Origin of the sequence: Micromonospora sp. CNB394 (genome assembly GCF_000374985.1) — a bacterium.
Lineage (GTDB): Bacteria > Actinomycetota > Actinomycetes > Mycobacteriales > Micromonosporaceae > Micromonospora > Micromonospora marina.
Map to the genome: position 1 here is coordinate 567,359 of NZ_KB895825.1, position 24,550 is coordinate 591,908.

The 24,550-nt window shown below is 74.2% G+C and carries 24 protein-coding genes and 1 tRNA gene; 20 read left to right on the top strand and 5 right to left on the bottom strand.

Going from position 1 to position 24,550, the window contains the following annotated elements; genetic code table 11:
• Positions 1-76: 76 nt before the first annotated feature.
• The 7 genes from C569_RS0102510 to C569_RS0102540 all read left to right on the top strand — a co-directional run bounded on the left by C569_RS0102510 (position 77) and on the right by C569_RS0102540 (position 7,404).
• Entirely contained in the window at positions 77-1,573 is a 1,497-nt protein-coding gene (locus C569_RS0102510) for an NAD(P)/FAD-dependent oxidoreductase (RefSeq protein WP_018784252.1), read from the top strand.
• Positions 1,566-2,534: an SDR family oxidoreductase gene (locus C569_RS0102515; protein WP_018784253.1), complete on the top strand. Its 969-nt coding sequence runs from the start codon at positions 1,566-1,568 to the stop codon at positions 2,532-2,534. Before C569_RS0102510 ends, C569_RS0102515 begins: the two co-directional genes overlap by 8 nt.
• Positions 2,531-3,370 (top strand): alpha/beta fold hydrolase, encoded by an 840-nt coding sequence (locus tag C569_RS0102520; protein ID WP_018784254.1) that lies wholly within the window; start codon positions 2,531-2,533, stop codon positions 3,368-3,370. Before C569_RS0102515 ends, C569_RS0102520 begins: the two co-directional genes overlap by 4 nt.
• Positions 3,371-3,565: 195 nt before the next feature.
• Positions 3,566-4,654, top strand: coding sequence for an S-(hydroxymethyl)mycothiol dehydrogenase (locus C569_RS0102525; protein WP_026267609.1), 1,089 nt, complete (start codon positions 3,566-3,568; stop codon positions 4,652-4,654).
• A complete protein-coding gene (locus C569_RS0102530) occupies positions 4,651-5,280 on the top strand; it encodes an MBL fold metallo-hydrolase (protein WP_018784256.1) in 630 nt (209 codons plus the stop codon). Before C569_RS0102525 ends, C569_RS0102530 begins: the two co-directional genes overlap by 4 nt.
• A 108-nt stretch (positions 5,281-5,388) precedes the next feature.
• Positions 5,389-6,474, top strand: coding sequence for a DUF3626 domain-containing protein (locus tag C569_RS0102535; protein WP_018784257.1), 1,086 nt, complete (start codon positions 5,389-5,391; stop codon positions 6,472-6,474).
• 210 nt (positions 6,475-6,684) lie between these two features.
• A complete protein-coding gene (locus C569_RS0102540; RefSeq protein ID WP_018784258.1) occupies positions 6,685-7,404 on the top strand; it encodes a hypothetical protein in 720 nt (239 codons plus the stop codon).
• Between the two features lie 79 nt (positions 7,405-7,483).
• Here the strand turns inward: C569_RS0102540 and C569_RS0102545 are convergent, their stop codons facing one another.
• Both C569_RS0102545 and C569_RS0102550 read right to left on the bottom strand, forming a co-directional pair.
• The gene (locus tag C569_RS0102545; RefSeq protein WP_018784259.1) at positions 7,484-8,938 is read right to left on the bottom strand and encodes an MFS transporter; all 1,455 of its coding nucleotides are present in this window, start codon (positions 8,936-8,938) and stop codon (positions 7,484-7,486) included.
• 66 nt (positions 8,939-9,004) lie between these two features.
• Complete coding sequence (locus C569_RS0102550) at positions 9,005-9,241, bottom strand: hypothetical protein (RefSeq protein ID WP_013286401.1); 237 nt, start codon at positions 9,239-9,241, stop codon at positions 9,005-9,007.
• Positions 9,242-9,384: 143 nt separating this feature from the next.
• Between C569_RS0102550 and C569_RS0102555 the strand changes: the two genes are divergently transcribed.
• Positions 9,385-10,512: a geranylgeranyl reductase family protein gene (locus C569_RS0102555; protein ID WP_026267612.1), complete on the top strand. Its 1,128-nt coding sequence runs from the start codon at positions 9,385-9,387 to the stop codon at positions 10,510-10,512.
• Here C569_RS0102555 and C569_RS0102560 read toward each other — a convergent pair.
• A complete protein-coding gene (locus tag C569_RS0102560) occupies positions 10,499-11,533 on the bottom strand; it encodes an NAD(P)-dependent alcohol dehydrogenase (protein ID WP_026267613.1) in 1,035 nt (344 codons plus the stop codon). The genes C569_RS0102555 and C569_RS0102560 overlap by 14 nt on opposite strands.
• 95 nt (positions 11,534-11,628) lie before the next feature.
• On the opposite strand from C569_RS0102560, the gene C569_RS29695 reads away from it, so the two are divergent.
• Together C569_RS29695 and C569_RS0102570 are read left to right on the top strand one after the other, a co-directional pair.
• On the top strand, positions 11,629-11,814 hold the full coding sequence (locus C569_RS29695) for a hypothetical protein (protein ID WP_018784262.1): 186 nt from the start codon (positions 11,629-11,631) through the stop codon (positions 11,812-11,814).
• 127 nt (positions 11,815-11,941) lie between these two features.
• On the top strand, positions 11,942-12,844 hold the full coding sequence (locus tag C569_RS0102570) for an SDR family oxidoreductase (protein WP_018784263.1): 903 nt from the start codon (positions 11,942-11,944) through the stop codon (positions 12,842-12,844).
• A gap of 42 nt (positions 12,845-12,886) precedes the next feature.
• Here the strand turns inward: C569_RS0102570 and C569_RS0102575 are convergent, their stop codons facing one another.
• Together C569_RS0102575 and C569_RS0102580 are read right to left on the bottom strand one after the other, a co-directional pair.
• Positions 12,887-13,537 (bottom strand): nucleotidyl transferase AbiEii/AbiGii toxin family protein, encoded by a 651-nt coding sequence (locus C569_RS0102575; protein ID WP_018784264.1) that lies wholly within the window; start codon positions 13,535-13,537, stop codon positions 12,887-12,889.
• The gene (locus C569_RS0102580; protein WP_018784265.1) at positions 13,534-13,860 is read right to left on the bottom strand and encodes a hypothetical protein; all 327 of its coding nucleotides are present in this window, start codon (positions 13,858-13,860) and stop codon (positions 13,534-13,536) included. Before C569_RS0102580 ends, C569_RS0102575 begins: the two co-directional genes overlap by 4 nt.
• A 455-nt stretch (positions 13,861-14,315) precedes the next feature.
• Here C569_RS0102580 and C569_RS0102585 point away from each other — a divergent pair, with 455 nt between their 5' ends.
• From C569_RS0102585 to C569_RS31990, 10 genes are all read left to right on the top strand, one after another.
• Positions 14,316-14,906 carry a hypothetical protein gene (locus tag C569_RS0102585; RefSeq protein ID WP_018784266.1) on the top strand — a complete coding sequence of 197 codons (591 nt, stop codon included), beginning with the start codon at positions 14,316-14,318 and terminating at the stop codon, positions 14,904-14,906.
• Positions 14,907-15,206: 300 nt separating this feature from the next.
• Positions 15,207-18,530, top strand: coding sequence for a formate dehydrogenase (gene fdh, locus C569_RS29700; RefSeq protein WP_231394690.1), 3,324 nt, complete (start codon positions 15,207-15,209; stop codon positions 18,528-18,530).
• Positions 18,523-19,566, top strand: a complete 1,044-nt coding sequence (locus tag C569_RS0102600) for a 4Fe-4S dicluster domain-containing protein (protein WP_018784269.1) — start codon at positions 18,523-18,525, stop codon at positions 19,564-19,566. The genes fdh and C569_RS0102600 overlap by 8 nt, the downstream gene beginning before the upstream one ends.
• Positions 19,563-20,669 carry an NrfD/PsrC family molybdoenzyme membrane anchor subunit gene (nrfD, locus tag C569_RS0102605; protein WP_018784270.1) on the top strand — a complete coding sequence of 369 codons (1,107 nt, stop codon included), beginning with the start codon at positions 19,563-19,565 and terminating at the stop codon, positions 20,667-20,669. The genes C569_RS0102600 and nrfD overlap by 4 nt, the downstream gene beginning before the upstream one ends.
• 46 nt (positions 20,670-20,715) lie before the next feature.
• Positions 20,716-20,811, top strand: a tRNA-Sec gene (locus C569_RS32980).
• Positions 20,812-20,835: 24 nt separating this feature from the next.
• Positions 20,836-22,128: an L-seryl-tRNA(Sec) selenium transferase gene (gene selA / locus C569_RS0102610; RefSeq protein WP_018784271.1), complete on the top strand. Its 1,293-nt coding sequence runs from the start codon at positions 20,836-20,838 to the stop codon at positions 22,126-22,128.
• Positions 22,129-22,133: 5 nt separating this feature from the next.
• Positions 22,134-23,897 (top strand): selenocysteine-specific translation elongation factor, encoded by a 1,764-nt coding sequence (gene selB / locus C569_RS0102615; RefSeq protein ID WP_018784272.1) that lies wholly within the window; start codon positions 22,134-22,136, stop codon positions 23,895-23,897.
• A gap of 45 nt (positions 23,898-23,942) precedes the next feature.
• On the top strand, positions 23,943-24,140 hold the full coding sequence (locus C569_RS0102620) for a hypothetical protein (RefSeq protein ID WP_013286387.1): 198 nt from the start codon (positions 23,943-23,945) through the stop codon (positions 24,138-24,140).
• Between the two features lie 31 nt (positions 24,141-24,171).
• Positions 24,172-24,297 (top strand): hypothetical protein, encoded by a 126-nt coding sequence (locus tag C569_RS34715; RefSeq protein ID WP_018784274.1) that lies wholly within the window; start codon positions 24,172-24,174, stop codon positions 24,295-24,297.
• 67 nt (positions 24,298-24,364) lie between these two features.
• Positions 24,365-24,547, top strand: a complete 183-nt coding sequence (locus C569_RS31990; RefSeq protein WP_081635886.1) for a hypothetical protein — start codon at positions 24,365-24,367, stop codon at positions 24,545-24,547.
• Positions 24,548-24,550: the final 3 nt, after the last annotated feature.

The window sequence follows — 24,550 nt, forward strand, 5'->3', positions numbered from 1 at the left end:
GACTCGACACGGTGTTGACCGCGGTCGACGGCGATGGATAGTGTCCGGTCCACCGCCGGTGCGAACGGGAGAAGCGATGGCCGCAGACCACGTCGACGTCCTCATCGTCGGGGCCGGCCTGTCCGGCATCGGCGCCGCCGTCCACCTCGGACGTGAATGCCCCGGCAAGACCTACGCGGTGCTGGAGGCCCGGGGTGCCATCGGCGGCACCTGGGACCTGTTCCGCTACCCGGGCATCCGCTCCGACTCCGACATGTACACCCTCGGCTACTCGTTCGAGCCGTGGACCGACCCGAAGGCGATCGCCGACGGCGACTCCATCCGGGCGTACGTGCGGCGGACCGCGCGCGAGTACGACGTGGAGCGGCACATCCGCTTCCACCACCGGGCGCTGCGCGCCGAGTGGGACAGCGCCACCGCCCGCTGGACCGTGCACGCCCACCGCGACGACACCGGCGAGGACGTCACGCTCACCTGCGGGTTCCTGTTCACCAACTCCGGCTACTACCGATACGACGAGGGCTACACGCCGCGGTTCCCCGGCGTCGAGCGGTACGCCGGCACGCTCGTGCACCCGCAGCACTGGCCCGACGACCTGGACTACGCCGGCAAGCGGGTCGTGGTGATCGGCAGCGGCGCCACGGCGGTCACGGTGGTCCCGGCCATGGCCGAGCGGGCCGCCCACGTCACCATGCTCCAGCGCTCACCCACGTACGTGATCGCGCTGCCCTCGCGCGACCGGTTCGCCGACGCCGCGCGGCGCTGGCTGCCCCCGAAGGCCGCGTACGCGGTGGTCCGGTGGAAGAACGTCACGCTCGGCGTGGCGAACTTCCAGCTCAGCCGCCGCGCCCCCGGCGTGGTGAAGCGGTTCCTGCGCCGGGCCGCGAAAGGCCGCCTCCCTTCCGGGTACGACGTCGACAGGCACTTCTCGCCCCGCTACGACCCGTGGGACCAGCGGCTCTGCGTGGTGCCGGACGGGGACCTGTTCGCCGCGCTGAGCGCCGGCCGCGCGTCGGTGGTGACCGACACCATCGACACGTTCACCGAGCACGGGATCCGGCTCGCCTCCGGCGAGGAACTGCCCGCCGACGTGGTGGTCACCGCCACCGGCCTCAACCTGCTCGCGCTCGGCGGCATCACGCTGACCGTCGACGGCGCCGAGGTCGACCTCGCCTCGACGGTGGCCTACAAGGGCATGATGCTCTCCGGCGTGCCGAACTTCGCCATGACCATCGGCTACACGAACGCCTCCTGGACGCTCAAGGCCGACCTGGTCGCCACGTACGTCTGCCGGCTGCTGCGCCACCTCGACGACACCGGCCGGCAGATCGTCACGCCGCTCGCCCCGGACACCGACGACCTCGAACCGATCATCGACCTGAAGTCCGGGTACGTGCTGCGAGCCGTCGACCAGCTCCCCAAGCAGGGGCCGCAGGCGCCGTGGCGGCTGCACCAGAACTACCCCCGCGACGTACGCCTGATGCGGCACGGCCCGCTCACCGACGGCGTCCGGTTCGACCGCGCCGGCGTACCCGCCACGGCGGCCACCACCTCGGGAGGAACCGATGCGTGACCTCGTCCTCCCCGGCGGCACGACGGTGCTCACCGGCGCGGCGAGCGGCATCGGCGCGGCGCTGGCCCACGGGCTGGCCCGGCGCGGCGCCGACCTGGTGCTGCTCGACCGGGACGCCGACGGCCTGGCCGCCACCGTCGCCGCGATCCGGGCCGTGTATCCGGACCGGCGGGTCGAGACCCACGTGGTCGACCTGGCCGACGCCGACGCCACCGACCGGGTCGCCGCCGAGATCCACCGCGCGCACCCCCGGATCCGGCTGCTGATCAACAACGCCGGCGTGGCGCTGGGCGGGCGCTTCGACCAGGTCACCCTGGAGGAGTTCCTCTGGGTCATCGAGGTCAACTTCCGGGCGGTGGTCCGCCTGACCCACGCGCTGCTGCCCGCGCTCAAGGCCGAATCCGGCTCCCACCTGGTGAACGTGTCCAGCCTGTTCGGGCTGATCGCCCCCGCCGGGCAGGCCGCGTACGCGGCGAGCAAGTTCGCCGTGCGCGGCTTCACCGAGGCGCTGCGGCACGAACTCGTCGACGACGGCGTCGGCGTCACCTCGGTGCACCCGGGCGGCATCCGCACCCGGATCGCCGCCACCGCCCGCGTCGGCAGCGGCGTGGCCCTCGACGAGTACGAGGCCGGGCGCAGGCAGTTCGAGAAGCTGCTGACCATCGACCCGGCGACCGCCGCCGAGGTGATCCTGCGCGGTGCGCAGCGACGCCGCGGCCGGGTGCTGATCGGCTGGTCGGCGAAGCTGCCCGACCTGCTCGCCCGCCTCGCCCCCGCCGGGTACGGCAGGGTGCTGGCCCTGGGCATGCGCCAGCGCCCGACCGGGCCCGGCGTCGCGCCCGCAACTCCGCCCGCCGTCCCGCCCGCCGAAGCGCCCGCCCTCGCGACCGACGCCGCCGTGCCGGTTCCGTCTCCCCGGGCCGGCGACGAGGCCGTGCCGGAGTCCGGAAGCCGGGCGTGACGCTCGCCCTGCCCCCGGCCGACGAGCGCACCGTCGACGGGCGGCGTACCCGGTGCCGGATCAGCGGCGACGGCCCGCCCGTGGTGCTGCTGCACGGCATCGGCCGTACCCTCGACGACTTCACCGCCCTGCACACGGCGCTGGCCCGCGACCACCTGGTGCTCGCGGTGGACCTGCCCGGCCACGGCGGCTCCGCGCCGCTGGACGGCCCGCACACGCTCCCAGCCCTGGCCGCCGCGGTGGCCCGCTTCCTGGACGTGGCAGGGGTGACCGGCCCGGCCCACCTGGTCGGCAACTCCCTCGGCGGGGCGGTCGCCATGCGCCTGGCCGCCGACGCGCCGCACCGCGCCGCCAGCCTGGCGTTGCTCAACAGCGCCGGCTTCGGCCGCGAGGTGACGGTGGCGCTGCGGCTGCTCGCGGTACGCCCGCTGGCCCGGCTGCTGCTGCGCCCGCACCCGGGGATCGCCCGGCGCACCGAGCGGGCGATCTTCCACGACCCGGCGCACGTCACCGACGAGCGGATCGCCGTCGCGCTCGCCGTGGCCGGGCAGCCGCACGCGGCCCGGGTGATGCGGGAGCTGGTCCGCGACCTGGGCACCTGGCGCGGCGTACGCCCGCAGTGGCGCGCCGACCTGCTCGACGCGGTGGCCGCGCTCGACCTGCCCACGCTGCTCGTCTGGGGCGAGCGCGACCTGGTCCTGCCCGCCGCGCACCTGGTGTACGCCCGCACCCGGCTGCCGCACGCGCACAGCCACCTGTTCCGCGGTACCGGGCACATGCCGCAGATCGAGCGCACCGTCGAGGTGGAGGCGCTGCTGCGGGAGCTGTGGGCCTGACCGTGGCCTGCGCCACTGTCCAGGCCCGCCCCGGACCGCCCGGGTGTTCGACCAGGCGGCGGGCCTCGATGACGTCGGCGATCTCCCGGCCCGACACCGGCCGGGTTCGACTACGCCCGCACGTTCGACGCTGGTTCGCCAGTCATGATCAGCGGTACGTTTCCGGGTGCAGACGTATCCGACGAAGGAGGCACCGTGAGCCAGGAAGTCCGGGGAGTCGTGTCGCGGCGCAAGGGCGCGCCGGTGGAGGTCACCACCATCGTGGTGCCGGACCCGGGGCCCGGCGAGGCGGTGGTCCGCATCCAGTCGTGCGGCGTCTGCCACACCGACCTGCACTACCGCGAGGGCGGCATCAACGACGACTACCCGTTCCTGCTCGGCCACGAGGCCGCCGGCGTCGTGGAGCAGGTGGGCGACGGCGTCACCGACGTGGCTCCCGGCGACTTCGTGGTGCTCAACTGGCGCGCGGTCTGCGGGCAGTGCCGGGCCTGCCGGCGCGGCCGGCCGTGGTACTGCTTCGCCACCCACAACGCGACGCAGAAGATGACGCTCACCGACGGCACCGAGCTGACGCCCGCGCTCGGCATCGGCGCGTTCGCCGAGAAGACGCTCGTCCACGCCGGGCAGTGCACGAAGGTCGACCCGTCGGCCCGGCCGGCGGCGGTCGGCCTGCTCGGCTGCGGCGTGATGGCCGGTCTCGGCGCGGCCATGAACACGGGCAACGTGACCCGGGGCGACTCGGTCGCGGTGATCGGCTGCGGCGGCGTCGGCGACGCGGCGGTGGCCGGCGCGGCCCTGGCCGGCGCGACCACGATCATCGCGGTGGACACCGACTCCCGCAAGCTCGACTGGGCGCGCAGGTTCGGTGCCACGCACACCGTCGACGCCTCGGAGGACGACGTGGTGGAGGCCGTCCGCGCGGCCACCGGTGGCTTCGGCGCCGACGTGGTGATCGACGCGGTCGGCCGTCCGGAGACGTGGAAGCAGGCTTTCTACGCTCGCGACCTGGCCGGCACCGTCGTGCTGGTCGGCGTGCCGACCCCGGAGATGACTGTCGACCTGCCGTTGCTGGACGTCTTCGGGCGCGGCGGCGCGCTCAAGTCCAGCTGGTACGGCGACTGCCTGCCCAGCCGCGACTTCCCGATGCTGACCGAGCTGTACCGGCAGGGCCGGCTGGACCTGGACGCGTTCGTCACCGAGGAGATCGCCCTCGACCAGGTCGAGGAGGCGTTCGCCCGGATGCACCACGGGGACGTGCTGCGCTCGGTGGTGGTCTTCCCGTGACCGCCCGCGTCGACCACGCCGTCACCTCCGGCACGTTCTCGCTCGACGGCCAGACGTTCGACGTGGACAACAACGTCTGGGTGATCGGCGACGACGCCGAGTGCGTCGTCCTCGACGCGCCGCACGACGTGGCGGCCGTCCGCGCGGTGATCGGTGACCGGCGGGTGCTGGCGATCATCGCCACCCACGCCCACGACGACCACGTGCGGGTCGCGCCCGAGCTGGCCCGGGCCACCGGCGCGCCGGTGCTGCTGCACCCGGCCGACCGGGTGCTGTGGGACATGGTGCACCCCGGCACGGCCCCGGACGGCGACCTGACCGACGGGCAGACGGTCACCGTCGGCGGCACCACGCTGCGGGTGCTGCACACGCCCGGCCACAGTCCCGGCGCGTGCAGCCTGTACGCGGCCGACCTGGGCACGGTCTTCACCGGCGACACCCTGTTCGCCGGCGGACCGGGCGCGACCGGGCGGTCGTACAGCGACTTCGGCACCATCGTCGAGTCGATCCGTACCCGGCTGTTCACGCTGCCGCCGGAGACGGTGGTGCACACCGGGCACGGCGACGACACCACTATCGGGGCCGAGGCGCCGCACCTGGACGAGTGGATCGCCCGGGGCCACTGAGGACACCGCCCGACCGGGCCCGGTCGGGCGTCCCGGCCCTGGCGGACGCCGGTTCCGGCCCGGAAACCGGGTGGCCGGGCGTCGCTCCGTCTGGTGATACTCGGGCCCGTGCCCGCCGCCGACCTCACCGACGCCCAGTCCGCAGCGCTGCGCCACGTCCGCCGGGTCGCGCTGAGCGACCGCCCGGCGGCGCTCGCCGTCATCGCCGAGCACCTTGCCGCCTCCGGCACGACCTACCGGTACGAGGAGGTCGTCGCCGCGACCACCGGGTACGGGCACCTGACGCTCAACTTCCACCCCGACCGGGTGCTGCGGGACGGCCGCGCCGTGGTCGAGGCGCTGGACGAGGAGGGCGTCTACCGCAGCCAGTTCGAGACCGGCATTTCCAACGGCGGCCTGACCGCGTACCCGGGCGGCGACCGGGACGTGTGGGAGCAGGCGATGTTCGGCGGCGCGTACCAGCGTCCCGGTGTGCTGCCCACGGAGCGCCCGAAGTACGGCGGCCTGAACCTGCTCGACCACGCCGACGGCGCGTGCCCCCGGTTCGGCTCCTGTCACCTGCGACTGCGCCCGGAGGTGCTGGCCCGGGCCACGTTCACCTTCGGTGACAGCCACCTTCAGCCTGCCGAGGTCGGCACCGTGGACGTCTTCGAGCCGGTGTTCGCGGCGCTGCTGACCGCCACCGCCGGGACCGGCGTCGCCCTGGGCGTGGCCGGCATGGACACCGGCGCGCTGCTGCTGACGCTGCTGCGCCGTCGGGAACGGGAGTCCGGGCGGGTGGGAAGGGCGCTCGACGACTACGTCGAGGCGCAGGTGCACGGCGAGATCAGCCTGGCCCGCGACGTCGAGGCACTGGTGGTCGACCCGTCGTTCCGGGGCACCGACGTGGGGCGGCGCCTCGCCGGGATCGCCGCGCGGCGCGGCCTGGCGCTGCGCTTCCACAGCGGCTTCGTGCTGCCCGCCGCCGCCGTGGACGCCGCGTTCCGCGGTCCCGACATCCCGCCCCTGGCCCTACGGGTGGCCGCCGAGTTCGCCCGCCCGGGGGAGCCGCTGCACGCGGCGCTCGTCGGCCGCGCCGCCGCCTCGGTGGTACGCGAGCCGCAGCGCTGGGCCGACCGGGGACCGGCCGCGGTGACACTGCAGCACCTCAAGCAGCTCTGGCACGTGCTGGTCCGGTTCGGCGTTCCGGCCTGATCGTCCGGTCTGCGGCAGGCACGACTCTGCTGCCCGGAATCGCGGGTGACCTGGACCGCAGCCTCGGCTCTACCCGGCATTTCCGGAATGACCGACACCGCGGGCTCGTTGTGTCCCCCGTACCGCCGGAACCCAAACACCTACCCGGCGGTAGTCCCTCGAGGGGCGCTCATCCCGGAGCGCGTCGTAACGATCGAAAGGGCAACCATCGTGAAGCAGTACTTCACTGGATGGCTCCCCGCCATCGCGAAGACCGCCGTCGTGAAGACCGCCGCCGTCTCCCGGAACCGCCGCGCCGCGCTGAGCGTGGCGGGGGTGGCCGTACTGGGTGGCCTGGCCGTCGGCCCCGTCGCCGTGGCCGCGCCTGTGACCAGCGGGCCGCACGCCGGCGCCAAGGCCGCCATCGACCTGGCCACCGGCACCTCGACCGAGGCGGTGCAGCCCGGCCAGACCACCGGCCTGGACAAGGTGCCGACCAGGGCCGACCGGCCGGCCGAGGAGAAGCTCGTGCCGCACGGCGTCGAGGGCGCGCAGTCGCGCATCCCGCTCGACGACGCGCAGCTCGACAACGCCAAGGCCATCGTCGAGGCGGCCAAGGAGACCGGCGTGGGGGAGCGGGGCGCCGTGATCGGCGTCGCGACCTCGCTGCAGGAGTCGAAGCTGTACAACCTGGGTCACCTCGGCGCGTCAAACGACCACGACTCGGAGGGCCTGTTCCAGCAGCGCCCGTCGTCCGGTTGGGGCACGTCCGAGCAGATCACCGACCCGGAGTACTCCAGCAAGGCGTTCTTCAACGCGCTGAAGAACGTCGGCGGCTGGGAGGATCTGCCGCTGACCACCGCCGCGCAGACGGTCCAGGTGTCCGCCTACCCGTACGCGTACGCGCAGTGGGAGGAGCAGGCCGCGGACATCGTCCAGCAGGTCTGGTGACCCGACCCCGCGCAACGGCCGGCCCCCTTCGCGGGGCCGGCCGGTGGCTGCTCACCACAGTGCTGCTGCCCGCCGCCGATCAGGAGCGGCCCGCGGACCACCGGTGACCGAGCACGATGTCAGTGACGGCGGCGCCGAGCGCCACCACGATGATCCCGGCGGCGAGCAGCAGTGAGTGGCGGAACGCCGTACTCCAGTCGCCGCGGTCGCCGGCGAGCGTCGAGAAGAACAGCGCGCCCACCGCGGCGATGCCGGCGGCCGATCCGAGGCGCTGCCCGGTCTGCAGCATTCCGGCGCCGCTGCCGGCCGTCGGCACCGGCACCTCGGACAGCGTGAGCGTCTGGTTCGGCGCGATCACCAAGCCGCTGCCCAGCCCGGCGACGAGCAGCGGCAGTGCGGTCCGCAGCGGCACGTCGTCGTGCGGCCCGCCGGCTAGCACCAGATCGGTCGCGATCAGCCCGGCCACCACGGCCACCAGCCCGACCGCGACGAGCGGACGGCCGTAGCGGGTGACCACCCGGCCGCCGAGCGCGGAGGCGAGCGCCGAACCGAGCGCGAACGGCGTGATCGCCAGACCGGCCACGAGTGCGCTGTAGCCGAGCCCCATCTGGAGATAGAGCGTGAAGACGAAGAAGATCGCGGTGAACCCGGCGAAGTAGATCAGGCCGATCAGCGCACCCAGCGTGTACGAGCGCACCGTGAACAGCCGCAGGTCGAACAGCGGCTGGGCGCGCCGGGCGTACCGGTGTTCCCAGAGCGCGAACCCGCCGAGCAGCAGCAGGCCGACGGGGATCAGCAGCCACTTGCCCGGGCCCCGCCACTGCTCCCGCTGCATTAGCGGCAGCAGGAGCGCCGTGACCCCCGTCCCGAGCAGCAGCACACCGAGCGGGTCGAGGCGGCCCCGTCCGGCCGGGTTGGTGGGCCGGGCGGGCATCAGCCGCCAGCCCAGCACCATCGCCACGATCCCGACCGGGATGTTCACGAAGAACACCCACCGCCAGCCGTGCTCGGCGCCGCCGAGGTGGATGACCAGCCCGCCGAGCAGCGGACCCACGGCCGTGGAGATGCCGATCGTCGCGCCCAGCAGCCCGAACGCCCGGCCCCGGTCCGCACCCCGGAACAGCTCCTGAATCGTGCCGCTGACCTGCGGGTTCACCACACCGGCGGCGGCACCCTGGACGAGCCGGGCGACGACCAGCCACTCCGGCGAACGGGCCAGCCCGGCCAGCGCGCTGGTGAGCGTGAACAGGCCCACCCCGACCACGAACGCGGTACGCCGCCCGCGCGCGTCACCGAACCGTCCGGCCGGTACCAGCACCAGGCCGAACGTCAGCGCGTACCCGGACAGCACCCACTGCAGGTCGCTCGGCGTGGCCTGCAACGCCCGGTCGATCGACGGCACCGCGACGTTGACGATGCTGACGTCCAGCAGCGTCATGAACGCCGCGATCAGGCCGACGCTCAGCGCCTGCCAGCGACGCCGGCCGTCGTACCCGGTGCCGGGCACCGCCGTCGACGACCGGCCTTCGCTCATCGCGCCCCCCATCGACCGTCGACCACCCGGATCGTCACCCGGTGCCCGGTGGGGCGAACGACCCGGTCATGCCATCTGGCGCGCGCACCACCGGGGTCCGAAGTCCAGGCCGGACATCGGGGAGTCCTCGCGGTGCAGCAGCCCCCGCTCGGTGAGCGAGTGCAGCGGCTCGCGCAGTTCCTCCTCGGTCATCCCGGTCTCCTGGGCGATCAGGTCCGGGTAGGGGACGTGTCCCTGCACCTCCAGCGCGGACACCGCCTGGTAGACCCGTTCCTCGACCGCAGACAGCTGGACCTGAGGCATCGCTTCCCTCCTCGGCGTGGACCGCCCGACCCGCGGACGGCCGGCGACCGGCGGTTACCCGGACGGGCGGCGATGATGCTCACCCGTTCGGCTGTCGTACCGGGCGGCGCGGCCCGCCGGTGCCCTAGGCTGCACCCGTGATCATGGATCTCGTCGTGGTCGGCGGCGGGCCCGCCGGACTCTCCGCCGCGCACGCCGCGGCCCGGGCCGGCGTCCGCACGCTCGTGGTCGAACGGGCCACCCACCCCCGGTACAAGACGTGCGGCGGCGGCCTCATCGGCACGTCGCTGGCCGAGATCGCCGGCCGCGTCGAGGTGCCCGCCCACGACCGGACCGACCGGGTCACGTTCACCCGGGACGGGCGACGCGCGTTCACCCGCCGGCACGCCGGGCCGCTGGTCACCATGATCCGCCGCGAGGAGTTCGACGAGCGGCTGCGCGCCGCCGCCGTCGCCGCCGGGGCGCAGGTCCGCGAAGGCGTCGCGGTCCGCGCGATCGAGCAGGACCCCGACGAGGTACGCCTGCGCCTGGCCGGCGGTGAGACGGTACGCGCCCGGACCGTCATCGGCGCGGACGGTTCGTCCGGCGTGACGGCGCGCCACGTCGGGGTGCGCTTCCGCCAGGTCGACCTCGGCCTGGAACTGGAACTGCCGGTGGACGCCGCCGAGCGGGACCGCTGGCGCGGCCGGGTGCTGCTCGACTGGGGGCCACTGCCCGGCTCCTACGCGTGGGTCTTCCCGAAGGGCGACCGTCTCACGGTGGGTGTCATAGCCGCCCGGGGCGACGGCGATCGCACCCGCGCCTACCTGCGCGACTTCACCGACCGGCTCGGCCTGTCCGCGGTCGAGCCGGAGCACGACTCCGGTCACCTGACCCGCTGCCGAACCGGGGACTCGCCACTGCGCCAGGGCCGGGTGCTGGTCGCCGGGGACGCCGCCGGCCTGCTGGAACCGTGGAGCCGCGAGGGGATCAGCTACGCGCTGCGCTCGGGCCGGCTGGCCGGGGAGGCGGTGGCCGCCGGCGACCTCGACGCGTACGCCCGGGAGGTCGACCGGCGGCTGACGCCGGAGATGCGCGCCGGGCACCGGCTGCTGGAGGTGTTCGAGCGGCGGCCCGACGTGTTCCACGCGATGCTGGCGAGCCCGCCCGGCTGGCGGATGTTCGTGCGGTTCTGCCAGGGCCGGGCGAGCTTCGCCGAGATGCTCGACCGGCGGCCCGTACGCGCCGGGCTGGCGCTGCTCGACCGGCTGCCGTCGCTCAGGGGACGATGACCGCCCGCCCCCGCACCTCGCCCCGGCGCAGCGTCTCGTACGCCTGCGGCGCCTCCGCGAGGGGGAACGTGTGCACGTCGGCGTGCAGCCGGCCGTCACGGGCCAGCGCGATCACCTCGTGCAGTTCGGCCCGGGTGCCCCAGAACGGCACCACCACACCGGTCTCCAACGGCACCGGGGGCGGCTCGTCGGCGACCGGGCGCACCGGCAGCGTGCCGCCGGCCAGGCCCACCAGCAGGATCTGACCGCCGGTGGCGACGACCTGCCGGGCGGTGTCCAGGGTGGGCTGCGCGCCGACGAAGTCGAGCACCACGTCCGCGCCGTCCGGCGCCGGCCCGACCAGTTCGCGGATCTTCTCCACCGCGTCCGGTCCGGCCTGCACCGTGTGGTGCGCACCCAGGCGGCCGGCCAGCTCCAGCGCGGCGGTGTTCGTGTCCACCGCGATGACCCGTACCGCCGTGGTGGCGAGCAGGATCTGCAACCCCATGTGCCCCAGACCGCCGATGCCGATCACCACGCAGGAGGTGCCCGGTCGCAGCCGGGGCCGCGCCAGCTCCACCGCGTGGTACGGCGTCAGCCCGGCGTCGGTCAGCGGCGCCGCCCGGGTCAGGTCCATGTCGCCGACCGGCAGCAGCCGGGACGCGGGCACCACCACGTACTCGGCCAGCCCGCCGTCGCGGCTGAGCCCGATGCCGCCGACCGGGATGACCCGGCAGCGGTTCTCCTCGCCCCGCAGGCAGGCCCGGCACCTGCCGCAGCCGATGATGCCGTAGACGGCGGCCCGGTCGCCGGGCGACCATCCGTCGACCCCGGCGCCGACCGTGTCGACGGTGCCGGCGATCTCGTGGCCGAGCGTCATCGGGACCGGGAACACGCCCGCCGGGGCGTCGAGGATGTGCAGGTCGGAGTGGCAGGCGCCGACCGCGCCGACGCGCAGCAGCACCTCGCCGGGGCCGGCCTGCGGCGTGGGCACCTCCGTGTGCTCCAGCACGCCGGGTGCGGTCATCCGTACTGCGCGCATGTCTCCTCCACCTCGCCGCCGACGGTCGACGCGGCGGCATACCCGTGCCGTGGCGGTTGATGCGGAGACGGGCCGGGTGAGCGCACAATGCGGTCATGAGCGAACCCGCCGAGTCGTTCACCGACGAGCAGTACGCGTTCCTGCGGCACGTCCGCTTCGGCGAACTGCCGGCCCGGGTACGCCCGGAGGAGCGGATCGAGTCCGCCGAGACCGAGTTCCCGCCGGACCGGCCGGATCCGGTCGGCGGGGAGTCGGAGTGGCACCTGCGCGCGGGCGGCTGACGCGCCCCGGGCACCTGCCCGGACCTCGCCGCCCGCATGGCCGGAAGAGCCCTTGGCCCGCGCCCAGTCGACCTTCCGGTCACTGGCTGCTGTTTTTCCCGCCGGTCCCCCGGGTAGGGGCGCATGCATGAGCGAGGACCAGTTCACCCAGCAGCACCCGGCCGAGCAGTACGGACAGCAGGAGGGCCAGCCGGCGCAGCAGCAGACGCCGCCCGGCAGCGAGCAGCAGATGGGGCCGAAGCCCGACCACGGCGAGGAGTCGTACCGGGGCAGTGACCGGCTCAGCGGCAAGCGGGCGATCATCACCGGTGGCGACTCCGGCATCGGCCGGGCCGTCGCTGTCGCCTTCGCCCGCGAGGGCGCCGACGTCCTGGTCACCTACCTCGGCGACGAGGAGGAGAAGGACGCCCGGGAGACGGTCGCCCTGATCGAGCAGGCCGGGCGCACCGGTGTGGCGGTCCAGTGCGACCTGCGCGAGGAGGCCAACTGCCGCGAGCTGGTCGACCGGGCGCTGCGCGACCTCGGCGGCGTCGACATCCTGGTCAACAACGCCGCTTACCAGATGTCGCAGGACAACGGCCTGCTCGACATCACCACCGAGCAGTTCGACCGGGTCTTCAAGACCAACGTGTACGCCATGTTCTGGCTCTGCAAGTTCGCCGTGCCGCACATGAAGGACGGCTCGACGATCATCAACACCTCGTCGATCCAGGCGTTCGACCCGTCGCCGCAGCTGCTCGACTACGCCACCACAAAGGCCGCCATCGCCAACTTCACCAAGGCGCTCGCGCAGAACCTGGCCGAGCGTGGCATCCGGGTCAACGCGGTCGCGCCCGGCCCGATCTGGACGCCGCTGATCCCGGCCACCATGCCGGAGGAGAAGGTGAAGCAGTTCGGCACCGACACGCCGCTGGGCCGTCCCGGTCAGCCGGCCGAGCTGGCGCCCGCGTACGTCTACTTCGCCTCGCAGGAGTCCAGCTACGTCACCGGCGAGATCCTCGGCGTCACGGGTGGCCGCCCGACGAAGTGAGCGCCCGACCGGTCCCCGCCCTCGGTCGTCTGGTTCCGCCGCTCAGCGGGGCCAGGCGGCCATCCGGCGGCGCACCTCGGCGATGCGCGGCGCGTCCAGGCCGTAGCGGGTGAACCGGCGGTCGGCCAGCCCGTCCAGGTAGCGGCCCGCGGCGCGCACGTCCTCGTCGTCGAGCGCCGGGTCGACCTGCCGGGCCAGCTCCAGCAACTCGGCGACCGTGTACCGGTCCAGCGCGGCGGAGACGTCGATGTAGTCGCGTACCTCCCGCCGGTTCACCAGCGCGGCGGTCTTGTTGGCGATCAGGTCGCGGACGTCCATCACCGGGCCGAGGTCCATCACCACCGGGCTGCGGTGCCGGTCCAGGCGGGCCAGGCTGAGCCGGATCTGCCGGCCGTCCCGGCTCACCACGAAGTCCCGCAGGTCCCGGTCGAAGCCGTCGAACACCGCACCCAGCCCGCCCGGGTCCACCTCGGCCACCTGGTAGCCGGCCCGCTCCAGCGCCGCGCGCACCCCGTCGGCCGCCGCCGCGGCGGCGCCCTCCACGTCGGCGAACAGGTCGACGTCCTCCGTGGGACGGGTGACCAGGCCGTGTACGGCCCACGCCACCCCGCCGCCGAGCACGAAGCGATGCGGGCCCGCGGCGGCCAGAGCCACCCGGGCCACCTGCCGGTAGAAGTCGTGCGGGTGGGTCACGCCGGGCGCAGGCTCCGGTGCCGGCTCTCCCAGGCCAGGCGTACGCCCCGGGGCAGGTTGAGCAGTGGCCACAGCCTTCGCAACGTGCCCGCGTGGATCAGCTCGCGCAGATCCTCCACCCGGGTCGTCTCGCGCAGCACGTTCTCGTACATCCAGAGCAGCTCGTCCGGTTCGCCCAGGTCGAACGCGCGTTCGCTGCTCCACATCAGGCGTACCGGCAGTTCGACGATGCCGCTCGTGGGGCCGGTGAGCTCGTCGAGGGTGCGCGCCACCACGGCGGGTCGCCCGGGGCGGGCGAGGTACGCGTGCGCGCTGACCGACATGGCATCAGGGTAACCCCTGCCCGGCCCCTTTCCCCCCATCCGTTCCCCGAGCAGCGCCACCCGCCCTGCGCCCGCCGTCCCGCCTCGCCCCGTCGATCATGAGGTTACCGGACAAATCGGTCAGCACGCGCCGCCAACCTCATGATCGACGGCCGGGGACACCCGGGCGGCGGAATCGGTGCCGGTGGCGGAGCGTTATACCTGGTGTACGACCGCAGCAGCACCCCGCGCCGGTGAAGGGCGGGCGGCAGGCGCCCGGGAATGATCCCCGGCCCGCGGTCGTTGCACATGTCTCCGGCACCGCCAGCCGGCCCCCCGCCGCCCCCGGGCGTGATGTGCGGGCCGCGTGAGCAGGACGCCGGACCCCCCGAGAGCTTTTCTGAGCGCCTGACGGTGCTCGCACCCGCACCGGCCCCCACCGGTTACGGGCGTCGACCCCCGAATGGAGCACTCCGATGAACACGATCCTGCGTAAGAGCATCCTCGGAATCGCCGGTCTGACCGTCGCCGGTGGCCTCGCCGCCGGCCCCCTGAACCACGACACCAGCAGCACCACCCCGGCGCGGGACGTGGCCGTCACCACCCAGGCCACCGCGAAGCTCGACACCGCCGCGCTGATCCCGCACGGCGTGCAGGGCACCCAGTCCCACATCGAGCTGGGCGACGAGCAGACCGCCAACGTGAAGGCGATCATCGCGGCGACGAAGAAGGCCGGGATGGACGAGCGAGCCGCCGTCGTCTCCATCGCCACCGCGCTGCAGGAGTCGAAGCTGGAGAACCTCGGCCACCTCGGTGACCGTAACGACCACGACTCGCAGGGCCTGTTCCAGCAGCGCCCGTCCTCCGGTTGGGGCACGGTCGAGCAGATCACCGACCCCGAGTACTCCACCCTGGCGTTCCTCAAGGGCCTCAAGCAGGTCGACGGCTGGCGCGACATGCCCCTGACCGTCGCCGCCCAGACCGTCCAGGTGAGCGCCTACCCCGACCACTACGCCCAGTGGGAACAGCAGGCCGCCGACCTCGTCGCCCAGCACTGGAACAGCTGACCCGGCGGTGACCGGGGTCACGACGAACGAGCGGAAGAACCGTGCCCCCGGTACCGTTGTGCAGAGCGTCGGTGTGTCCAGTGTCCCCGGGCCTCACCTAAATTGCCTTCGCGGAATACCGTTCGGCTGGAGCCGCGTCGCGCCACTCGCCGAGAGGCGACATGCACACCGACGCCCAGAGCCGCCCCGGCCCACCGGCCGGGGCGGCTCTGTCTGTCGGCTCGAGTCGCACCCCCCGGACCGCTGGCCTAGGGTTACAGGCAGAGGTGAGCCGTTCTCGACGGAGAGGGGGGTGCGCGGATGGGTCTCAAGACGTTCATCCAGGGGTGGCCGGTCTACCGGCAACTCACCGGCACCGACCCGCTCGGTCGCGGCGCCGCCGCCCAGTCGCCCCGCTCCGCCGGGCTGACCGCCCGCACCGAGACCGCCGACGGCATGGCCCGCTCGGTCTGCCCGTACTGCGCGGTCGGTTGCGGACAGCGGGTCTTCCACTCCGGCGGCCAGGTCACCCAGATCGAGGGCGACCCGGACAGCCCGATCTCGCGTGGCCGGCTCTGCCCGAAGGGCTCGGCCAGCAAGAGCCTGGTGACCAGCCCGCTGCGCCAGACCAAGGTCCGCTACCGCCGGCCGTACGCGACCGAGTGGGAAGACCTGGACCTCGACGTCGCGCTCGACATGATCGCCGACCGGATCCTCGCCGCCCGAGCGGAGACCTGGGAGGACGTCGACGAGCAGGGCCGCCCGCTGAACCGGACGCTGGGCATCTCCAGCCTCGGCGGCGCGACGCTGGACAACGAGGAGAACTACCTCATCAAGAAGCTGTTCACGGCGATGGGGGCACTCCAGATCGAGAACCAGGCCCGGATTTGACACTCCGCCACCGTCCCCGGTCTGGGGACCAGCTTCGGTCGCGGCGGCGCCACGGACTTCCAGCAGGATCTCGCCAACGCTGACGTCATCGTCATCCAGGGCTCCAACATGGCCGAGGCCCACCCGGTGGGCTTCCAGTGGGTGATGGAGGCGAAGAAACGCGGCGCGAAGGTCTTCCACGTCGACCCGCGGTTCACGCGCACCAGCGCGCTCGCCGACACGTACCTGCCGATCCGGGCGGGCACGGACATCGCGCTGCTCGGCGGCGTGGTGCGCTACATCCTGGAGAACCAGCTCGACTTCCGGGAGTACGTGCTGGCGTACACCAACGCGGCCAACATCGTCAGCGAACAGTTCGCCGACACCGAGGACCTGGACGGCCTGTTCTCCGGCTACAACCCGGACACCGGCTCGTACGACCACGCGAGCTGGCAGTACGACGGCCAGGAGGGCAATGCCACGGTCCGGGGCACCGGCAAGGAACGCGACTCGGCCTCCGGGCTGGAGCACGAGTCGCACGGCGAGCCGGTGCCGGCGCGGGCGCCACGTGACGAGACGTTGCAGCATCCGCGCTGCGTCTACCAGATCCTGAAGCGGCACTTCTCCCGCTACACCCCGGAGATGGTGGCCCGCGTGTGCGGTATCCCGGAGGAGAGGTTCCTCGAACTGGCGCGCGCCTGGACGGAGAACTCGGGCCGGGAGCGTACCGGCGCGCTCGTCTACTCGGTCGGCTGGACGCAGCACAGCGTCGGCGTGCAGTACATCCGCACCGGCTCGATCATCCAGACGCTGCTGGGCAACATGGGCCGCCCGGGCGGCGGCATCCTGGCGCTGCGCGGGCACGCCAGCATCCAGGGCTCCACCGACATCCCGACGCTGTTCAACCTGCTGCCCGGCTACCTGCCGATGCCGCACCACGCGGACCACCCGACGTTCGACGAGTGGGTGGACAGCATCCGGCACCCGGGCCAGAAGGGCTTCTGGGGCGACTCGCGGGCCTTCGCGGCGAGCCTGCTCAAGGCGTACTGGGGTGACGCGGCGACGCCGGAGAACGACTTCTGCTACGGGTACATGCCCCGGATGACCGGCGACCACGGCACGTACCAGCAGGTCCTGAACATGATCGACGGCAGAGTGAAGGGCTACTTCCTGCTCGGCCAGAACCCGGCGGTCGGCTCGGCGCACGGCCGGGCCCAGCGCCTGGGCATGGCCAACCTGGACTGGCTCGTCGTCCGCGACCTGTTCATGATCGAGAGCGCCACGTTCTGGAAGAACGGCCCGGAGGTCGCCACCGGCGAGATCGTGCCGGAGGAGTGCCGCACCGAGGTGTTCTTCCTGCCGGCGGCCTCGCACGTGGAGAAGGAAGGCACGTTCACCCAGACGCAGCGGCTGTTGCAGTGGCGGGAGAAGGCGGTCGACGCGCCGGGCGACGCCCGCTCCGAGCTGTGGTTCTTCTACCACCTCGGCCGGGTGCTGCGGGAGAAACTGGCCGGCTCCACGCAGCGCCGCGACCGCGCGCTGCTGGACCTGGCCTGGGACTACCCGACGCACGGCCCGCACGCGGAGCCGAGCGCCGAGGCGGTGCTCAAGGAGATCAACGGGTACGAGGTGGCGACCGGCCGCCCGCTGGGCGCCTTCACCGAGGCCCGTGACGACGGCTCGACGGCGATCGGCTGCTGGATCTACTCCGGCGTCTACGCCGACGGGGTGAACCAGGCGGCCCGCCGCCGGCCCCGGCACGAGCAGGACTGGGTGGCGGCCGAGTGGGGCTGGGCGTGGCCGGCGAACCGGCGCACGCTGTACAACCGCGCCTCCGCCGACCCGGACGGCCGGCCGTGGAGCGAGCGCAAGAAATACGTCTGGTGGGATCCGGACGCCGGCGAGTGGACCGGCTACGACGTGCCGGACTTCGAGAAGACGAAGCCGCCGTCGTACCGGCCGCCGGAGGGCGCCTCCGGCCCGGCCGCGCTCGCCGGTGACGACCCGTTCATCATGCAGGGCGACGGCAAGGCGTGGCTGTACGCGCCGGGCGGCGTCCTCGACGGCCCGCTGCCCACGCACTACGAGCCGGCCGAGTCGCCGATGCGCAACCCGCTCTACGGTCAGCAGGCCAACCCGACCCGCAAGATCTACGAGCATCCGATCAACCGGATGAACCCGAGCCCGCCGGAGCCGGACAGCCAGGTCTTCCCGTACGTGTTCACGGTCAGCCGCCTCACCGAGCACCACACGGCCGGCGGGATGAGCCGTACCGTGCCGCGCCTGGCCGAGCTGCAACCGGAGATGTTCGTCGAGGTGTCCCCGGAACTCGCCGGCGAGGTCGGGCTGGCCCATCTGGGCTGGGCGCACCTGATCAGCGGCCGCGCGGTGATCGAGGCGCGGGTGCTGGTCACCGACCGGCTCACCCCGCTGCGGGTGGACGGCCGGATCATCCACCAGGTCTGGCTGCCGTACCACTTCGGCACCGAGGGCCTGGTGACCGGCGACTCGGCGAACGACCTGTTCGGCATCACGCTGGACCCGAACGTCCTCATCCAGGAGAGCAAGGTCGGCACCTGCGACATCCGGCCCGGGCGGCGGCCCACCGGCCCGTCGCTGCTCGACCTGGTCGGCGACTACCAGCGGCGTGCCGGGATGACGCCGGACCGCAAGGTGCCGGTGGTGACCACCGACGCGGCCGGCGGGGACGACGCCGCCGGCAGCACCGACGAGCAGTCGGCCGCCGCGCACCAGGACGGGGAACCGCATGCCTGACGCCAACAGCCTGTACGGCCCGCTCGACCCGGCACCGGACGCGGGCTGGGTCTCCGCGCCGCCCCGGATGGGCTTCTTCACCGACACCAGCGTCTGCATCGGCTGCAAGGCGTGCGAGGTGGCCTGCAAGGAGTGGAACGGCGTCCCCGACTCGGGTTTCGACCTGCTAGGCATGTCGTACGACAACACCGGCGCGCTTACCGCGAACTCGTGGCGGCACGTCGCGTTCATCGAGCAGCCCCGCCCGGCCGGGCACCGCACGCCGCCGTTCGCCGGTGACCCGACCGGCCCGGCGACCAGCCCGGCGTCGGCGGCGGCCGGCGCGGTGACGGCCGCGGACACCGGGACGAACCCCGGTCTGCCGCCGGGGCGGCCGGAGGCGGCGGCTCTGATGGCCGCCGGTCCGGAGTTCCTCGGCATGCCCGGTGCCCGGCCGCCCGGGCGGGGCACCGGCGCGCAGAGCCGAACGGACTTCCGCTGGCTGATGATGTCCGACGTGTGCAAGCACTGCACGCACGCGGCCTGTCTGGACGTGTGCCCGACCGGTTCGCTGTTCCGCACCGAGTTCGGCACCGTGGTGGTGCAGGAGGACATCTGCAACGGCTGCGGGTACTGCATCTCCGCCTGCCCGTACGGCGTGATCGACCAGCGCAAGGACGACGGCCGGGCGTGGAAGTGCACGCTGTGCTACGACCGGATCGGCGCGGGCATGACGCCCGCCTGCGCGCAGGCGTGCCCGACCGAGTCGATCCAGTACGGCCCGCTCGACGAGTTGCGGGAGCGCGCCGCCCGGCGGGTCACCGCGCTGCACGAGCGAGGGGTGCCGGAGGCGCGGCTGTACGGCCACGACCCGACCGACGGCGTCGGCGGCGACGGCGCGTTCTTCCTGCTGCTGGACTCACCCGAGGTCTACGGGCTGCCGCCGGACCCGGTGGTCACCACCCGGGATCTGCCGAAGATGTGGAAGCGGGCCGGGCTGGCCGCCCTGGCCATGGCGGCGGCTGCCGTCGCCGCGTTCGCCGGAGGATCGTCGTGAGCCCGGACCGCCCGGTCGGTGACCTGTTCCGCCGCTTCCGCGAGCGCCCGGCCGCCGGACGCGTCAACGGTTCCGCCACCGGACGCGACGCCGGCCTCGCCCCGCACCCGTCCCGCGACGCGGCACCGCGCCGGGGCGGCAGGGGCGGCGGGGAGCGGCTCAACGTCCCGCCGGCCGAGTTCACCTCCTACTACGGCCGGCCCGTCCTCAAGCCGCCGGTGTGGCGGTGGGACGTCGCCGCGTACCTGTTCACCGGCGGTCTCGCCGCCGGGTCGTCGCTGCTGGCGGCGGGCGGGCAGCTCACCGGCCGGCCGGCACTGCGCCGGGCCGGCCGGGTCAGCGCGCTCGCGGCGGTCGGCGCCAGCACGTACTTCCTGGTGAACGACCTGGGGCGGCCGTCACGCTTCCACCACATGCTGCGGGTGGCGAAGGTGACCTCACCGATGTCGGTGGGCACCTGGATCCTCAGCGTGTTCGGCCCGGCCGCCGGGGTCGCGGCGGTGGCCGAGGCGGCGCCGCTGCTGCCCGACCGTGGCGTGCTGGGGTTCGGCCGCCGGCTGCTGCCCCCGGCCGGGCATGCCGCCGGTGTGGTCGCCGCCGTCACCGCGCCGGCGCTGGCCACGTACACCGGGGTGCTGCTGGCGGACACGGCGGTGCCGTCGTGGCACGAGGCGTACCCGGAACTGCCCGCCATCTTCGCGGGCAGCGCGCTGGCCAGCGGAGCCGGTGTCGGGCTGGTGGCCGCGCCCGGCGCGCAGGCCGGCCCGGCGCGGCGCCTCGCGGTCGCGGGCGCGGCGATGGAGCTGTGGGGTTCGCACCGGGTGGAGAACCGGCTCGGCCTGCTCAGCGAGCCCTACACGCAGGGCACACCCGGGAAGCTGCTGCGCGCCGGCCGGGCGCTGACCGCCGCCGGTGTGGCGGGCGCGCTGCTCGGCCGCCGCAGCCGGGTGCTGTCCGCGCTATCCGGTGGCGCGCTGATCGCCGCGTCGGTGTGCACCCGGTTCGGCATCTTCCACGGCGGGGTCGCCTCGGCGCGCGATCCGCGGTACACGGTGGTGCCGCAGCGCGAACGCGCCGACCGGCGGGCCGCCGGCCAGGACTGACACCTCCCCGGGCGGGACCTCCGTCCGCTGTGGTTGACTGCTGCGTGGAGGCGTTCAGGCGGCTGGTGCCCCTCCCGGTCTTCAAAACCGGTGTGGTCCGGGATCCGGGCCAGGCGGGTTCGATTCCCGTCCGTCTCCGCCAGGAACCGTTCCCGGGAGTGCGCCGATGCGTGAGGTCGACCCGCGACGGCGGGTGCCGCGCACCGACGCGCTGCTCGCCGATCCCGCGCTGGCCGCCGCCGCCGGCACGCTCGGCCGCGACCGGGTCAAGGCCGCGATCGTCCGCGCGCAGGACCGCGCCCGCCGCGGCGAGCTGACCCCCGATGAGGTACGCGACGCGGCGCTGGCGGACCTGCCCGGTCGTACGCCGCGCGCGGTGCTCAACGCCACCGGCGTCGTGCTGCACACCAACCTGGGCCGCGCCCCGCTCGCCCCGTCCGCCGTGGACGCCCTGGTCGCCGCCGCCGGGCACACCGACGTGGAGCTGGACCTGCGGACCGGGCGGCGGGCCCGCCGCGGCCGGGAGGCGCTCGACGCGCTCGCCGCGGCGGTGCCCGACGCCGGGGCGGTGCACGTGGTGAACAACGGCGCCGCCGCGCTGGCGCTGGCCGCGACCGCGCTGGCCGCCGGCCGGGAGATCGTGGTCAGCCGCGGCGAACTGGTCGAGATCGGCGACGGGTTCCGCCTGCCCGACCTGCTGGCCAGCACCGGCGCCCGGCTGCGCGAGGTGGGCACCACGAATCGCACCACGCGCGCCGACTACGAGGCCGCGATCGGCGAGCGGACCGGGTTCGTGCTGAAGGTGCACCCGTCGAACTTCGTGGTCAGCGGCTTCACCTCCGCGGTGCCGGTGGCCGAGCTGGCCACACTCGGCGTACCGGTGGTGGCCGACATCGGCTCCGGCCTGCTCGCGCCGGACCCGCTGCTGCCCGCCGAGCCGGACGCCGCGACCACGTTGCGGGCGGGCGCGCACCTGGTCACCGCCAGCGGCGACAAGCTGCTCGGCGGCCCGCAGGCCGGCCTGCTGCTCGGCGACGCCGACCTGGTGCACCGGCTGCGCCGGCACCCCCTCGCCCGAGCGCTGCGGGTGGACAAGCTCACCCTCGCCGCGCTCGCCGCCACCCTGTACGCGCCGGCCACGCCCACCGGGGACGCGCTGCACGCCGACCCGGCCCGGCTGCGGAAGCGGCTGGAACGGCTGCGTGACCGGCTCGGCGAGGACGGCTGCAAGGCCGAGGTGGTGCCCAGCGTCGCCGTCGTCGGCGGCGGCGGGGCACCCGGCGTGGAGCTGGACTCGTGGGCGCTGAGCCTGCCCGAGCGGTACGCGCAGCCGCTGCGCACCGGCGACCCGGCGATCCTCGGCCGGGTGCTGCACGGCCGGGTCCTGCTGGACCTGCGTGCCGTGCCGGAGGGCGCCGACGACCGGGTCCGCGCGGCCGTGCTGAACGTGGGGGACTGACCGGCATGTGGGTGGTGGCGACCGCCGGGCACGTCGACCACGGCAAGTCCACGCTGGTGCGGGCGCTGACCGGGATGGAACCGGACCGGTGGGCGGAGGAACGCCGCCGGGGCATGACCATCGACCTCGGCTTTGCCTGGACCACGCTGCCGTCGGGCGGCACGATCGCCTTCGTCGACGTGCCGGGGCACGAGCGGTTCGTGCCGAACATGCTCGCCGGTGTCGGCCCGGTACCGGCCGCGCTGATCGTGGTGGCCGCCGACGAGGGCTGGATGCCGCAGTCCGCGGAGCACCTGGCCGCGCTGGACGCGCTGGGTGTGTCGTACGGGCTGCTGGCGGTGACCCGCGCGGACCTGGCCGACCCCGGCCCGGCGGCCGCGCGCGCCCGTCGAGAGATCGCCGCGACGTCGCTGGGCGCTGTGGAGGCGGTGCCGGTCTCCGCGGTCACCGGCGCCGGGCTGCCCGAGCTGCGCGCCGCACTGGACCGCCTGACCGCCCGCCTGCCCGACCCGGCCCGGGACGGGCCGGTGCGGCTGTGGGTGGATCGGGCGTTCACCGTGCGCGGCAGCGGCACTGTGGTCACCGGCACGCTCGGCGGCGGCCGGCTGCGTGCCGACGACGAGCTGGAGCTGGCCGCCATCGGCGAGACGCTGCGGGTACGCGGGCTGCACTCGCTCGGCACCGCACGCACCGCTGTCGAGGCGGTGGCCCGGGTCGCGGTGAACCTGCGCGGCCTGTCCCGCGACCGGGTCGGGCGCGGCGACGCGCTGCTCACGCCTGGCCGGTTCGGGCGCACCGACCTGCTCGACGTGCGGCTGTCCGGTGACCCGGCCGCCGACCTGCCGGCCGCGCTCACCCTGCACGCGGGCTCGGCGGCGGTGCCCGCCCGGGTCCGGCCGCTGGGCCCGGACACGGTACGACTGCGCCTGGCCCGCCCGCTGCCGCTGCTGGTCGGGGACCGGGCGTTGCTGCGCGACCCCGGCCGGCACCACGTGGCGGGCGGCGTGACGGTGCTGGACGTCGACCCGCCGCCGCTGCGCCGCCGGGGGGCGGCAGCAGCCCGCGCGGCGGTGCTGGCCGGCCTGGACGGGCGGCCGGACCTGGCCGGGGAGCTGCGCCGCCGGCGGCTGGTCCGGGCCGGTGACCTGACCCGGATGGGTGTGCCGCCGGCCGGAACGCCGGTGGCCGGGCAGTGGCTGGCCGACCCGGAGCACTGGCGGGATCTGGGCCGTCGCCTCACCGCGGAGGTGACCCGGTACGCCGGCGAGCATCCGCTCGCCGCGGGCGTACCCGTCGACGTGCTGCGGCACCGGCTCGACCTGCCCGAGCGCGCCCTGGTCACGGCGCTGCTGCGCCCGCCGCTGCGGCTGCGCGACGGCCTGGTCACCGCCGCCGGGCAGGGGACACTGCCGGATCCGGTGGCCCGGGCGGTGGACCGGGTCCGGGCCGAGTACGGCGACCGGCCGTTCCAGGCCCCCGAGGCGCACCACCTGGCCGACCTCGGCCTGGGCCCCCGCGAGATCGGCGCCGCGGTCCGGGCCGGTGTGCTGCTGAGGCTGGCCGAGAACGTGGTGCTGCTACCCGGCGCCCCGGACGACGCGGTGCGGGTGCTCGCCGGGCTGCCGCAGCCGTTCACGCTCAGCGCCGCCCGGCAGGCGCTCGGCACCACCCGCCGGGTGGCGGTGCCGCTGTTGGAACTGCTCGACCGGCGGGGCGCCACGCGGCGGCTGCCCGACGACGCCCGCGAGATGGTCCGCCCGCCGGGCTGAGCCAACCGGCGCCACCGGCCCGTGCCGGTCACCTACCGTGACGCCATGGACCCTTCCGCGGTCTGGCGGGACAAGAACCACAAGTGGCGGATCGAGGCGTACCGGGCCCCGGACCTGCGCTTCGCGATCTTCGCCACGAACGGCCCCACCGAGTCGGCGCCGCTGTGGCTGTTCGGGATGGCCGCGCTGGCCCGCTGGCTGATGACCCACGCGATCTCGCTGGACGACCTGGAGACCGACTGATGGGCGCGCAGCCGCCCCCAAGCGGCTGGCCATGCAGACCGCGGGCGACCGGGCCCGCCCACCGGTGCTGCTGCCCGGGACGCTGCCGGTGGCCGACACGATGCGGCAGCTGCGCCAGCGGCACGAGCAGCTCGCCCTGGTTCGTACGCCGGACTGACACCCGGACGGGGGACAGACGCCCGATCCGGCGTCCCGGCCCGCGCCGCCGGTCGTACGGTGCGGACGTGCGGGACCGTGGAATGCGTGTGTTCATCACCGTGCTGGCCGGGCTGGCCGTGATCTACTTCGGCTTCACCGGAAGCCGCGACAGCGGCGGGGAGGGCGGAGTCTCCGGCGGCGTGGTGCTGCTCGCGCTGCTCGCCTCGCTGCTGGCCTGGAACCTCACCAAGCCCGGCCCGGCCAAGTAGCCA